Genomic DNA, 14,039 nt, shown 5'->3' on the forward strand with positions numbered 1-14,039 from the left:
GCGGGTATTCCACCTGCTCTCACGTTCCGATCGGCGGCGGCGAAACGACGCCAAGCACCGCCAGCAAGCCGCGCACCATCCAGACGACATCAGAGACGATCGTGCGCTGCGGATAATAGGAAAGGTCGAGCCTGGCCTTGGCAGGAAACAGAACCTGGCGGTAGAACAATAGCGGGTCCACGGATCGCGGATAAAAATGCGCTTCATTCCGGAAGAGAACCTGGGCCGGACCCAACAAGCCTGGCTTGTATTGTAAAATGTCCTCAAAGCCCCCACGAAAACAATCGGCAAAGGCAAGGCTCTCCGGGCGTGGACCGATGATTGCCATCTCGCCTCTGAAGACATTCCATAGCTGCGGCAGCTCGTCGAATTTGGTGGCGGCGAGGAACCGCCCGATTGGCGTCATGCGGCTGTCATCGGCCATGGTCAGCGCCAGGCCACCGGGATCGCATCGCACTCTGAATTTGCGGAATTTGTACATGCGGAATGGGCGAGCACCGGCCCCGACGCGGGTCTGCGTAAAGAAGATTGGCCGACCGCCTTCCAGCAGCAGCGCCAGGGCAATCAGCAGCATCAGCGGAGCGAAGACGATCGCCGCGGCTGCAGCAATGACGAGATCGATTGCTCGTCTCACAGCCCCATGGGCGGCGCTCGAGACGTTAGGCCGGTGAATGGCTAGGTCCAGGGCATTCATGCGGCTGTTCCTGTCTGAGCGCAGTTATTGACCGCCGCGGCAAGAGCGACCACTACCGTTTCGACCAAAGGTGCGGTGATCTGCGGATGCAGCGGTACAGTGAGTTCGCGCTGGGCGAAATCTTCCGTGCGCGGTAAATGAGTACCGGGAATGAGCTCACGATAGAGCGTCATCTGGTGCACCGGCGGGTAGTGGATAGTGGTTTGTATCCCTTGCGCGCGCAGTGCGTCGATGACGTCTTGCCTGTCGGCGTAACGCGGCAAAAGGATAGGCATGATGTGGTAGGCCGACGTCCGCGGCTCGTGGAACGGGATGGTCACGGCCGGGCAATGCTTCGCGATGAGACGGCGATACAGCATCACCAGGATACGCCTGATCTCATTCCACTCCTGCAGATTTTGCAGCTGGACCAATCCGATCGCAGCCCGCAATTCATCCATGCGATAATTGAATCCGAGCATGGTGACATCATACTGCGGGGTGCGGCTGTTCAGCCTTTGACGTGTCCCGGTGGTCATCCCATGTCCACGCGCCTGGCGGATCGTCTCGAGCAGACCGGCATCCCTGGCAATCACCGCCCCGCCTTCCGCCGTGGTCATGTTCTTGTTGCCGTAGAAGCTGAAGGCGGCCGCGGCACCAAATGTCCCCACCTCCTTCAGGCCGGGCGCATGCGCCGCGTCCTCGACGATATGCAGCCCACGGGCACGGGCGAACTTCTGCCATTGTTCCCGATCGGCGAGGTAGCCGGCGAAATGGACGAGAATGACTGCCTTGGTGCGGGCCGTGCATTTCGCTTCGGCTTCCGCGATGGACATCAGCGGCACATCGACCGACTCGATGTCGACGAAAACGGGGGTCGCACCAACATAGAGGACCGCATTTGCGGTCGCCACGAAAGTCAAGGATGGGACCAGCACCTCGTCGCCCGGGCCGATACCAAGTGCGTGCAAAATGAGATGAAGCGCTGCGGTACAAGAACTGACCGCGACGCAATCCTCCGCACCATGCACGTCGGCAAAGGCTTGTTCGAAGGCTCGTACCTGCTCCCCCATGGTCAGCCAGCCGCTGTCGATGACCTTGGTCAAAGCAGTCTTCTCCGGCACACCCAAGATCGGGGCACTGACCAAGAGCATCACAACCTCCTAGACTGATAACTGTGGGAACCGCGCTGGTGACTTCATCATGCAGCCGTCGCAGTGACCTCGATCGAGGCCGACTGGTCTTCCCAGGAAATGGTCTGTGCGTTCTGAAAGTCGTCGACGCGCCCGATATCGAGCCAGAGACCTTCATGCTTGTACACGTGCACGGTTGTGCCGTTCTGCATCATCTGGAGCATCAGGTCGTCGAACCCAAAGGGTATGCCGGACGGGATGAACTGCAGAACGTCTGGATTCATGCAGTAAATCCCCATGCTGACCAGATGCGACAGCGTCGGTTTCTCGCGAAAGGTCTGCACGGTATTGTCGACTTCGTCGATGACGCCGAAATCCATCTTGATCAGGCGACAGGCTGTTGCGATCGTCACTGGATCGGTGTGCTTACGGTGCGCTGCTACAAATCGACTGAGGCTTAGATCCGTAAGGACATCGCCATTGAGAACGATGAATGGCTCCGTCAGTTCGTCCCTGATCAAAGACAATGGCCCGATGGTGCCCAGCGGCTCCATCTCCTGCGTGTATCGAATTTTCAGGTTCCACTGCGAGCCATCTCCACACACGGTGCGGATCAAGTGGCCGAGATACCCGGTTGTAATATAGACTTCCTGAATACCGTTGCGTCGCAACCATTTCAGAAGCATCTCGAGAACCGGCCGTGCACCAATCGGCATGAGCGGCTTCGGCAAGATCGAAGTGAAGGGGCGGAGGCGTGTTCCCATTCCACCACATTGAATCACCGCTTTCATCCTGGTCCTCCCTTGTTCATTCGGCCTGAACGCCATCGTCACGGGCCGGTTATCCTACCCTGGTCAGCACCCGGGAAACGCGTTCTTGTCCCCTCAGAAGAACCGGTGAGATTTCCCGTAGAAGACCGGTGAGATTTCCCCACCGATCCCTGATCCGGACATTGCATCTGGATGGTATGTGGCCGTCGGGGTGGATGTCGTCGTGCATTCGAATGGTAACAATTCAGCCGTTTTGCTGTTCTATACCTACAGACCTATCGCAGTGCTGAACGACCAGCCGGTCTGTCAGCTTTCCAAGAGGTCAGAACACATGTTCGACGACGTTCGGCGGGTTTCGCTCACAAGGGGCAAAAAAAGAGGAGCGTTTCCCGTCATTTAAGATTATATTAGAAATCTGGCGTTTGCGGCGTTGGGGTGCCGCGGCGTCGGCTGGATGAATCGACGAGTGAATGGCTACGACTTTCAGGCCCATCACCGTTCAATCCATTCAGATACGCGTTGGGGTAGTTCAATGTATCGAATCGTCATCGCCGACGATCACGGCTTGTATCGTCGTGGCTTGCGATTGGCACTGACCGCAGGCATTCCAGGTGTGGAGATATTTGAAGCGTCTTGTTTCGACGCGGTGCTCAGTTTGCTGGCAGAGCAATCGTTCGTGGATCTTGCGATCCTGGACCTGAATATGCCGGGCCTGTTCAATCAGGAGGTGCTCGGCGGGATCCTGTCCGCCTATCCGGACACGCGATTTGCGATCGTTTCCGGAAACGATTCACGCTCGGAAATACTCACGGCTCTTTCGATCGGGCTTCATGGCTACATCGTAAAGTCGCAGACGGACGAAGAGGTCGTTTTGGCTGTCAATGAAATCCTCTCCGGCCGCATCTATGTTCCTGCACTTCTGTCACGCCCGGGTGCAACGCAAACAACCCACGCGCATACACACTCCGAGAAAGGCCCACAGCGACGTACCACAGGCCTCAACCTTGGCAGGCTGACCTCGAGGCAAAAGGAAGTCCTCAAGCTGATGGCGGAAGGCTATTCAAACAAGGAAATTGCTCGCGACCTGGAAATCGCAGAGGCGACCACGAAAATCCACGCTGCTGCGGTCCTGCGTGAGTTGGGGGTACGCAATCGGACAGAAGCTGCCGTTATGCTGAAGACATGGCTTTCGAGACATGCCAGCTAGAGCGCCGCGCGTCCTTTTGGACATGCAAACGGCGCCCAAGGTTTCATGCATATACTGCATATACCGAAACTGCGCTGCGGCCTTTGGCCAACGACATCCCTGGAAAAGAACCTAAGCGCATCTCCAAGGCCATTCAGCGCGACGCGTCTTTTAGGTATCTGCTTTTCGATCGGAGCACTGCACTAGGATCCGATTTCCTTGCGTGATAGCCGCAGCGAATACCGCAACCCGTGGTCAGTTATTTCCAGTTTGGGAGAGTGACCGACAAGCGGCGCTCCATCTACTCCGATTATCATGGAACCGAAGCCATGACGGACTACGCTCGAGGTCCGCCGCCGTCCCGATTCCACCCACTCGAACACGATCTCACTGCCTGTGTCTTCAGGTGCAAATGTCCAGCTTACGTCGATCCGGCCTTTTGGATCGCCAAGCGCTCCATATTTCATGGAATTGGTGGCAAGCTCGTGGACGATCATTGCAAAACTCTCGGCGGCGCCTCCCGACATCACCACGGAAGGACCGCTGACCGATATGGCGCGTGTTCCCATATATGGTTGCAACTCTTGAGCAACGAGATCGTTTAGCGCCCCCGATACGCTGCCGTTGCGTGAAAGAAGCAGATGGGTTGCCTCGAGCGCGCGTATCCGGTCGATCAGCATTTCCTTGTATTTGGCAACATTGTTTCCAGGAACATCGACCATTTTCACGAGCGCCGTGATCACCGCGAAAACGTTGCCGAACCTGTGGCGTTGTTCGAGCATAATGCGCTCCCGCTTCTTTGCCGCGGCGCGCAGCAGCGTGGTTTGTCGTCTCTCGCTCAGGTCGGCAGCCACTCCAAGCCGCTGTCCTCCATCACCCTGTCTTTCCTCCCTTCCGCGCAGGGCAACCCAGCGGATATGCCCGTCCGGTCGACGGACGCGTATCTCAACATCGTAATTCATGACCGATGATGCGGACTTTCTCGATGCCGCCAGCTTTGGCCAGTCCGCCGGATGAACGACAGCTGATAGTTCCTCCAAACTGCGGCTATTGGCCTGGGCCAAGCCGAGAACGTCCCAGAACGTGTCCGAGCCTGTGACTGTCCCGTCTTTAAGGTCGATCCGCCACGTGGCCAAGCGTCCAGCAGACAGAGCGAGGTCTAGCCATTCCTTCTGAGCCCGAAGCGCTTCGTGAACAGCTCGTCGTTCCGAAATATCGTCGACCACCACGAAGATGCTCTCCGAGAGTCCCCCCTCGGGCACGGACGAAGAAAGCGTTAGCCTGGCCCAGAATGCCGTACCGTCCTTTCTTAAAAGACGGACCTCCGAGACGAACGAAGCAATGTCGTTGCCTAGGCCCGCCAACAATTGCGCCAAGGTGTCCCGGTCGTTCGGGTGGGCGAGCGTATCGAGCTGCAATTGGGCAAGCTCCTCCTCCTTGTACCCGGTCATCTCACAAAGGCGTCTGTTGGATTGCAGCAACTCACCTTTCTCGTTGGTGTTCGCGAATCCCATGGCAGCACGTTCGAAGGCCCAACGATAGCGGCTTTCGGTCGCCTCGACGGCAGCGAGCCTGGCCTCCGCGACTTCCAGCAGCTCACGCAAGTCCTGCCGCAGGCGATGGAACGTCATGGCAATCACCCCACCCGAAACCAGAAGCAGGATTGCGCGTGCCCAATCGCCATTTGAAATCTGATCGTATCCTCGCGCCCAAAGGCCGACCGCCACCATCAGAATGGTCGCAGCGAGCGCAGGCACACGATCTTCGAGATAAGCGATAATAATAATAGCCGGAACAAATTCCAGAAAACTGGCGCCTTGCCCAATATAGGCTGACGATTTTATTTCAAATATCAGTGTGGCAGCTAGTACGGATGCAGAGGCAATATGAGTTAGCAATCTGCCCGACGGTTTCGAATTCGACCTGCGCGACTGCGAGCTCATGGACACAGACTACAACCTTCTGACTAGCCCGTCGAGACTAGAGCAAAAAACGTACAGCTTAGTACCACTGCCGGATTGCCATACCGCTATCATAGCGCGCATTTTATCGGATGCAGCAGGGGCTATGAGCTGCCTTAGAACTGTCAGATCATATTGAGTTTTCAAGGTGGTGATGAACACGTTATCCGTCAGCGCATAGAAGACTAGAATCCATCTAAACATAAAAGGCTATCCGAATCCCGAATACTTATTTTCGGGCGTGTGTGAAACTTTGGGTTAGGGGTAGAAAATGAATCTGATCGATAGACATGTTGATGCTTCTTCGGGCGGTAGGTACATTGCTACGAGGACCAAGTACGATTTTGACGCGCGGAATACGCGACCCTCTTCTGGTCACCTTCCCGATCGCGCATCGGATCCATTGGACGCACGGCTTGGGGAACCAAAAGGCCGCAGTCTGGAATCCATAACCGGCGTGCTTGATCGCATTGGCTGTGGCTATCTCGTGCTGAATCGCGAAAGAAAAGTAGTCGAGTGGAACGCAGCCGCCCAAACCACGCTTGAGCGCCAGGGCGAAGCGGCTGACACGGCGAGCGGGCTTACGGCCGCACTAAGGCGGCTGATCGCGAATGTTCCGGGCCAATTCCTGCCGGGCTCGTTATCCTGGGTGGTAATCCGCAGCAGGGGCGACCGGCCGGTGATATTGAACGAGAACGGAGTTATTGCTCCCGACGGAACGAGCATCGTGGCGTTGCTGGACCGGGACAACAGGTCGGGGCCAAATCCTCGCACGTTGCAAAGAATGTTTGGCTTGACGAGCGCAGAAACGCACCTCGCCTTGCGTTTGGCTCAGGGCGACGCACCTTTGGAGATCGCTCGCAGCTGGCGTCTCAGCCGCACCACGATCCGTTCCCAGCTTGCCTCGCTGTTCGCCAAGACCGAAACGAAACGCCAGGCGGAACTGGTGGCCCTTCTTGGGCGTATTTCGGTCCTGCCATAAGGGCCGGCCACTTAAATGCAATCGCCGGACGTCGGCGTCCGCCCGGGATCCAGACGACGCAATTTGGAGTGTCATGATTTGGCAGGTCGTGCATCGCGTTGCGCGGTTCGTGGCACCGACGTCGCCTGAACTCCACCAGGTTCGATGCGCTGACGTAAATATCGGAAGCTGGAATCTCGGACCGGCAATTCGGTACTGTCGAACGGAATTCGAAAGGCGACAAGTTGGACAACGATCTATGCAGCGAGTCTGTCCTTGCCGCAACGGAGAAGGTGGAAATCGCCCGATCGCGTTCGGATCAAGCGGTGAAGAGACTTGCACGGACAGGACCGATCGTCGTCACCGGCGCAGCAGGTTTCATTGGTTTTCACGTGGCCTCGCGGCTTTTGCGTCTGGGTGTCAAAGTCGTGGGCGTCGACAATTTCACACCCTATTACGATCTGCGGCTCAAGGAAGCGCGGTTTGCACGCCTCTGTAGCGAGGCGGAGTTCACGCCGATACGAATGGATCTGGCGGATGCCGCGCGCGTTCAGTTGCTGTTTTCAAACGTTCGCCCCTCACACTTTGTCCATCTCGCGGCTCAGGCCGGCGTGCGTCATTCAATTGTTGACCCGCACGCCTACGTGCAATCGAACATAGTGGGGTTTCTAAACGTCCTTGAGGGCTGCCGGCATTACGGCGTCAGTCATCTCGTCTACGCCTCCTCGAGCTCCGTCTACGGCTTAAATCGAACCATACCGTTTTCCGAGCACCACGGCGCCGATCATCCCGTCAGCTTCTACGCCGCCACCAAGCGTTCGAATGAATTCATGGCGCATTCCTACAGCCATTTGTTCGACCTGCCCGTGACGGGACTGCGCTTCTTTACCGTTTATGGCCCCTGGGGCAGGCCCGACATGGCAGTCTATTTGTTCACGCGCGCGATCATCGAGGGCAAGCCAATCGAAGTAGCCAATGCCGGCCGCGTCTGGCGAGACTTCACCTATATCGACGATATCGCTGAGGGCGTGGTTCGGGCACTCGCTGCACCGCCGCGGCCCGATCCGAATTGGGACCCTTGCACCGCCGACCCTGCTACAAGTTCCGCGCCGTGTCGCGTCTACAATATCGGCAACGACCGGCCCGAGGAAATCAACCGACTGATTTCGATCATCGAGACCGCCCTTGACAGCCGGGCGCTTCGCGTGGATGTGCCGTTGCCGCCTGGCGACGTTCTGGAGACGCGCGCCGACGTCAGCGATCTCCGCAAGGCCGTCGGCTTCGCCCCGGCGACACCGCTTGAGGACGGAGTGCAACGCTTTGTCGAATGGTACCGGGACTTTCATGGAACGGATGACGCGGTCAGCATACGGCAACAAACGTCGGTGAATGATGAGGCCACAGTGTAGGCCGCGCCTTGTCGGGCAACGATCTGCCACTCGGCAAATTTGAGATTTCGCATTTTTTTCGGACAGAGAATAAAGCGAGTGTCGGCCCCAAAGCCGCCCCCGCCAGCCTCTATCCGACACAATCTTGGACTCGAAATTCCTGAACGCTGATGCCGTCGAGTATCGGGCGCGATAACATCAGATCAGCGCAGGAACCAATGAGGCGGCTGGCCTTCGACTGCGCGCGTTCTGAGCGACGCCAGCGCAAAGATCAGCCCAGGGATAATTTTCAGCCGTTTGCTGATATAAATCGACATCGCCACATTCCAAATCGCCAACGCAAGCGCGAGGCCCACTGCGGCGCCCGGCGCGCCGTAGAGCGCAATTCCTGCGGCACAGCCCATGATGCTGGCCGCGGCGCCGGCGATCATGGTTGCGGCTGCCGCCCATTCGTTTCCAGTCATCATCAAGAGGAGCATCTGGGGTCCGCATAGCGCGACAAAGACATATCCGAGAATGAGTATCCGCGCGACGGGTGCCGCTGTACTGAAATCTCCGCCGAACCAGCTCAACAGAGGTTCAATAATCGCAAGCATCGGGATGGCCATCGCTATGGCGCCGCCAGAGGAAAGTAGGGCGGCCCGTGAAAACAGCTGCTGCAGAGCCATCCGATCGCCTCGGGCATGAAGGGCGGCCGCTGTCGGCGCAAACATCGTCGAGACAGCGACCAGGGAAAGGCTCACAAGCAATGCGACGTTCAATCCCAAGGCGAAAATGCCCGCTTCGCGAATGTGATGCGTCCAGCCCAGCACCATGACCCCGGCCCGGCTGATGAAAACATCGAGCCCGGCCATGAGCATCATTGGCGGAACCGCGGACCACCATTCCCGCGACTCGTCGCCTGGCTGAACCTGCCGCAAGCCGGGCGGCTGAAATTTTGCCGCCATGATGAACACCAGGCCGACCGTGATGGCTGAACTTGCCAGCACCGCCTGCATCACCAGGGGTGCGTTGGGGGTCCATGATCCGGATAAGACCGCCATTCCCAGCAACGTCAACAATAGGCCGTCGCGCACGATGCGTTCCGGCATGAGGGCCGAGACACCGCCGCCGAAAGCACGAACAAGTGTTGCGCCCAACGCGTAGGCGGTGACCAAAGGCACTGCTGCCATGCCTAGCAGCTGGCTGGTTTGAAGCTCCTTGTGAGAAGAATCCGAAAAGAACAAGACCAAGGCGGCGCCAATGATGCCGAATAGTGTCGCTGCCGCCAGCGACCTTTGCAGAGCAAACCTGATTACCCCGTGTACCAGGTCAAGCCGCCCTTTGGCACTGTAGGCGGAGACGAAACGCAGCAAGGATACATGGAACCCAAGCGTTGCAAGATAGGCAAGCACCGAGGTCCAGGCCAGAACATAGGAGTAGATGCCATAGCTGGTGGAGCCAACGATGCGCGCAATCAATAACTGCGCCAAGCTGGTCAAGCCCGCACCCCCGATATAGACCAAAAGAGCGAAGATGCTGGCATAGCCGAGACCCCGGCCCGTGTCCTCCTCGTGCGGCAAAACCATATTTGCTGGAGCAACGGAGGCCGCAGGGAAGCGGGCGAGCTTCGGATCGCTGCAATCGTCGATGTCTCTTGCGCCGGCGGGCCCAGCTCCGGTCTGCGAACTCTTCGATATTATCTTCCGCTCGACAGACTGACTGCCGCGACGGTCGTTACGCGGAAGCCCGCATGTGACACTCATGATGTTCTCTCGAGCAAGAGATCTGCGCTGTCCCCAAACCGATAGCCAGCGTGTTTCTGTAGATTGACGTGCGTGAGAACGCTGCCTACGGGGACCTGAGCCGTCTCGTCCTCCGTCAGCAGCTGCAGAACACCGCGCGCGATGCTGCGACGCGTTCTGCCCCAGCGAACGGCGAACAGAACCGCGTCAGCCCAGCCCGTCAGTAGCCTGGCCTCAGGTCCTCCAAGTCCCAGCGGTCCATTTATAATGACGACGCTGTAGATTGAGCGCAGCTCATCTGTGACCAGGGATCCGTCGATCATGGACAGCTGCGGCAGCAGATCCTCTGATGGTGCCAGCGCCATGAAGTCGATTCCAATTTCAGGCATTCCCGTGACCGCGTCGTGCAGGGGACAACGGTCGTTCATATAGTCTCCAAAGGATTTATGCGGCCGGAGCGCGCCGAATTCGTTCAGGAACTCGTTCGTGAGGCGGGCCCCCGTGCTGTCAAGATCGAGAAAAAGCACTCGTCCCCCAAGTCGGGTAGCTGCCAACGCCAAGCTCCATGCAAGCTCGGTCTTGCCATCATGCCGGATACTGGACGTTACGAGGATGACGTGCGAAGCGCGGCCCCTCGCCTTGTTGAGTGTCACGGTGACGAGGAGGGAAGTGATGGCTCGGCTGTAGCTGGACTTTCGTTGGCCAAGAACCAGCTGCTGAAGTCGTTTCGCGTGTATTGTGGGCGCTTCCGGTATCAGCCCCAGGCATGGGACCCTGAGCGCGGCTTCAGCTTCGGCCTCGCCGCACAAGGTCTGATTGAGGCGGCTGCGGACCATCACGAAGATCCCGCCAATGAGACCAAACACGATCATGCCGGGCGGAATAAGGAAGATGGGCGGCAGGGTTTTTGGATTCGTCGGCGGCCACGCCGCTGAAAGGATCGAGACTCCGGGCAAGGGGGTTGCGATACGCTGCACCAGATCCTGTTGTTGCGTGAGTAGCTGGTTGTATCGCTGCGTCAAGATGCTGACCTGCGGCTCGAGCGCACGCAAGCCGGAAAGCCGGCCGGCTGTGTCGGCCACCACCGCATCAAGCACATTCTTGCGCCCCTCCAGAGCCGCAATCTGGGCACGGTAGATGTTCGCCTCCGCAGCAATGCGATCAGTGCCTTGTTCGATCTCGCGGTTGATTGCAGTACTCAGGCCCGCATCCGCATTGTCGTTGGCTTGGCGAGCCGCCATGTCGGCCAGTACCGGTGACCCGATCGCTTCGGCGAGCGTCGCGACCGATGCTCCTTCCTTTCGCAAAGCCTCGATGTGTTGAAGGCGAGATTCCGTTGCGGAGAGATCCGCCTTCGACAAAGATATCTGCTGGCTGAGCTCGGCTGTCTCCTTGGCAGCGTTGTCCGCCGCACCTTGATCGACCGCGCCATGGCTCAGCCGATACTTTTCCAGGCGGTCGGTTGCTTTCGCCAAGTCGCTTTGTACGACCGGTAGGCTAGCGACGATCGAGGCGAGTTCCAGTCTGTCTGACGCCCTGCGCTTCTGTGCGAGATCGTCGATGTATACTTGGACGAACGTATTGGCCACAAGGGCGGCTCGCGCCGGATCGTTGTCGGTGAAGCCGACCGTGATCACTCTTGATCGCAGTTCCTGTCCAACCCTCATGCCCTTCCGTAATGCCTTGAGTTCGTCTTCATCGGCGGCCGCCGGCTTGCCCTGCGGCCAAATGCTTTCCAGCAGACCGGCTGCGAAGGTGCGTATGTTCTGCAAGTCGCCGCCGGCCGGAGCGGGGCGTGAATTTCCGGTTACGACATCCCCTTGCTCAGCAATGTTACCAACCTCCGTCTTGCGCAGGGCTGCCACCACGCGACGCAGATGCCCCTGCGAAGAGAGCATGGTTAAGTGGTCATCAATGCTCGCATCCAGCATCTCCTGCGCAGAATCTGCGCCTCCGGGAGCCGCATTCCTGCCAGGAGCATCGACAATCACCTGTGCGGTCGACTCGAACAGGACGGGACGCGCAAAACCCGCAAGCCCAGCCAACACACCGCCCAAAATCACCATTGCAAGCAGGAACCATTTTCTCCTCGCGACGGTAATAAGGAGTTGATGGAAGGGGGTCTGCGCGTCGATCTGTTCGCGCAGGAATGGCCTCATGCGCGGGTTGATCTCGCGCGTCGGCACGTGCATTTCAGTGGCGCGCGGAAGGTGAATGCGGCTGACTATGGAACCTTCCATCTTATACTCCTGTCAGTTCGAGCACTGTAGACATGCCCGTTGCCGGCCCTGGGGGCCGCCCGGCCTCGTTGCGCCAGGCCTGGAACATCAATGCGGGCCACAAATCACGAGAATGGTCCTGTCTTCCGTCAAGGTGGTCGCGCCAGCACATCGCGACCTTCGCAAAGTCGAAGATCCCATCTCCGGAGAGGCGCATATCGGCGACCAGATCGCTGGCCCAGTCGCGCAACGGGCCTCTCAGCCAGACCGCTATGGGAACATCGAAACCCTGCTTCGGCCGGTCGATCAGCCGTTGCGGAAGATAGCGGCTCAGCAACTGACGAAGTATCCACTTGCCTTTGCCATTGCGAACCTTCGCATGTGCGGGCAGCCGCCAAGCGAATTCGACAACCCGATGGTCGAGAAGCGGGCACCGGCCCTCGAGGCTGTTGGCCATGCTGGCACGGTCCAACTTCACCAGTATATCGTCGGGCAGGTAGCCGGCCATGTCGTCGTACAAGAGACGGGACAGCAGGCCATCAAGCCGGGGTGACTCTTGAATTGATGTGGACGGCTTGTGGAGTGTGAGGCTCTCGGTCGATACTCCGGTCAGCCGTTGATACAATTCGTCCTCATCTGCTGCGGCGAGCAGCCGAGCGAGGCGGTGCAGCCGATCGCTCCGCAGCGCGAGCCGTGCACTCGCCGAAAGCGGCAGCTTGCTGACGAGATCGTAGCGCGCCGCACGGGCCAGCAATTCGACCCCTGCAGCAAGCGTGTGACGCAGCGGCGACGGCAGCGCATGCTGTCGTTTCAACCGCGCCGCCATGAAGTGGCGGGCGTAACCGGCGAAGCATTCATCGCCACCGTCGCCTGACAGGGCCACGGTAACATGCTGGCGGGCGAGCCGCGCCACCAGCAAAGTTGGTATCTGCGATTCGTCGGCGAACGGCTCGTCCCAGATCTGCGGCAATTCTGGAATGACCTCGCGCGCAGCGGCGGCCGAAAGGTGTAGTTCAGTATGATTGGTGCCCAGATGCCGCGCAACCTCCGCGGCGTGGGGAGCCTCATCAAACCCGCCTTCTCCGAAAGCAATCGTGAATGTGCGCACCGGCTTCGGCGACTGAGCCTGCATCAGCGCCACAACGGCGGAGCTGTCGATGCCACCAGACAGAAAGGCACCCAGCGGCACATCGGCTACCATGCGTTCCCGAACGGCAAGTCGCAGCAGGTCGTCGAGTTCGTCGGTCAGTTCTTCGTCGGTGCCGGCGATTGGATTCAGTCGACCGTTCGCGGCGACTTCAGGCAGCGACCACCAGTGTCGGACGCGTTGCGAAAGGGATGCGGCACTGCGCGCCTCGGCAAAATCTGCCGCCGTCACAGACAGAACCGAGCTAGGAGGTAACTTGAATACGCCTTGCCAGATGCAACTGTTACCCGGCACCCATCCCTTCGAAAGCATCGTCGCAGCCGCGTCGAGATCGAGCTCCTGACAGAACCCTGGAAAACGATTGATCGCCTTCAACTCGGAGGCAAAAACAAGCGCATCGCGTGTTGCAGCAACATAGAGCGGCTTTTTGCCCATTCGGTCGCGGGCGAGATGGAGGGTCCTGGTCTTCAGATCCCACAATCCAAATGCGAACATGCCAGCGAGGCGCGTCAGTGCGGTGTCGAGACCCCAACTCTCGATTGCGCACAGCATGACTTCGGTATCGCTGGCGCCACGGAACCGATGGCCAGCGCCTTCAAGTTCGCGGCGCAGATCGCGGAAATTGTAGATCTCGCCGTTGAACGTAATGGCATATCGGCCACTTGCCGAATGCATTGGTTGGCGTCCCGCCTCCGATAGATCGACGATAGCCAAACGCCTGTGGCCGAAGGCGATGCCGGCTTCACGGTTGACCCAGAAGCCTTCACCATCAGGCCCGCGATGACGAAGGCCCGTCGTCATCTGCCCTATGGCCGTGAGCGGCCTGGCACTGGCTGCATCGGGTGCAAGGAGAATTCCGGCAATCCCACACATGCCA

At 58.7% G+C, this 14,039-nt stretch carries 10 protein-coding genes; 3 read left to right on the forward strand and 7 right to left on the reverse strand.

Features of this window, described 5'->3' with window-relative positions; translation table 11 throughout:
* Positions 1-19 precede the first annotated feature (19 nt).
* Genes NKI22_RS21325 through NKI22_RS21335 form a run of 3 tightly spaced genes read right to left on the reverse strand, consistent with a single transcriptional unit; the run spans position 20 to position 2,597 of the window.
* Positions 20-694 (reverse strand): sugar transferase, encoded by a 675-nt coding sequence (locus tag NKI22_RS21325; protein WP_031193846.1) that lies wholly within the window; start codon positions 692-694, stop codon positions 20-22.
* On the reverse strand, positions 691-1,827 hold the full coding sequence (locus NKI22_RS21330; RefSeq protein WP_023718557.1) for a DegT/DnrJ/EryC1/StrS family aminotransferase: 1,137 nt from the start codon (positions 1,825-1,827) through the stop codon (positions 691-693). The genes NKI22_RS21325 and NKI22_RS21330 overlap by 4 nt, the downstream gene beginning before the upstream one ends.
* A 47-nt stretch (positions 1,828-1,874) precedes the next feature.
* Positions 1,875-2,597: a nucleotidyltransferase family protein gene (locus NKI22_RS21335; protein ID WP_031193847.1), complete on the reverse strand. Its 723-nt coding sequence runs from the start codon at positions 2,595-2,597 to the stop codon at positions 1,875-1,877.
* A gap of 511 nt (positions 2,598-3,108) precedes the next feature.
* Here NKI22_RS21335 and NKI22_RS21340 point away from each other — a divergent pair.
* Positions 3,109-3,783, forward strand: a complete 675-nt coding sequence (locus NKI22_RS21340) for a LuxR C-terminal-related transcriptional regulator (RefSeq protein WP_352484593.1) — start codon at positions 3,109-3,111, stop codon at positions 3,781-3,783.
* A gap of 182 nt (positions 3,784-3,965) precedes the next feature.
* Here the strand turns inward: NKI22_RS21340 and NKI22_RS21345 are convergent, their stop codons facing one another.
* Positions 3,966-5,705: a PAS domain S-box protein gene (locus tag NKI22_RS21345; protein WP_352589436.1), complete on the reverse strand. Its 1,740-nt coding sequence runs from the start codon at positions 5,703-5,705 to the stop codon at positions 3,966-3,968.
* 289 nt (positions 5,706-5,994) lie between these two features.
* On the opposite strand from NKI22_RS21345, the gene NKI22_RS21350 reads away from it, so the two are divergent.
* Together NKI22_RS21350 and NKI22_RS21355 are read left to right on the forward strand one after the other, a co-directional pair.
* Positions 5,995-6,705 (forward strand): helix-turn-helix transcriptional regulator, encoded by a 711-nt coding sequence (locus NKI22_RS21350; protein ID WP_031193850.1) that lies wholly within the window; start codon positions 5,995-5,997, stop codon positions 6,703-6,705.
* Between the two features lie 305 nt (positions 6,706-7,010).
* Positions 7,011-8,093 (forward strand): NAD-dependent epimerase, encoded by a 1,083-nt coding sequence (locus tag NKI22_RS21355; protein ID WP_352589636.1) that lies wholly within the window; start codon positions 7,011-7,013, stop codon positions 8,091-8,093.
* Positions 8,094-8,275: 182 nt separating this feature from the next.
* On the opposite strand, the gene NKI22_RS21360 is transcribed toward NKI22_RS21355, so the two are convergent.
* Genes NKI22_RS21360 through asnB form a run of 3 tightly spaced genes read right to left on the reverse strand, consistent with a single transcriptional unit; the run spans position 8,276 to position 14,035 of the window.
* Positions 8,276-9,817 (reverse strand): lipopolysaccharide biosynthesis protein, encoded by a 1,542-nt coding sequence (locus tag NKI22_RS21360; protein ID WP_352639368.1) that lies wholly within the window; start codon positions 9,815-9,817, stop codon positions 8,276-8,278.
* Complete coding sequence (locus tag NKI22_RS21365) at positions 9,814-12,036, reverse strand: GumC family protein (RefSeq protein ID WP_352815148.1); 2,223 nt, start codon at positions 12,034-12,036, stop codon at positions 9,814-9,816. The genes NKI22_RS21360 and NKI22_RS21365 overlap by 4 nt, the downstream gene beginning before the upstream one ends.
* A gap of 1 nt (position 12,037) precedes the next feature.
* Positions 12,038-14,035: an asparagine synthase (glutamine-hydrolyzing) gene (gene asnB, locus NKI22_RS21370; protein ID WP_352639484.1), complete on the reverse strand. Its 1,998-nt coding sequence runs from the start codon at positions 14,033-14,035 to the stop codon at positions 12,038-12,040.
* Between the last annotated feature and the right edge of the window lie 4 nt (positions 14,036-14,039).

Source organism: Mesorhizobium sp. M0778 (genome assembly GCF_040320105.1).
Taxonomy (GTDB): domain Bacteria; phylum Pseudomonadota; class Alphaproteobacteria; order Rhizobiales; family Rhizobiaceae; genus Mesorhizobium.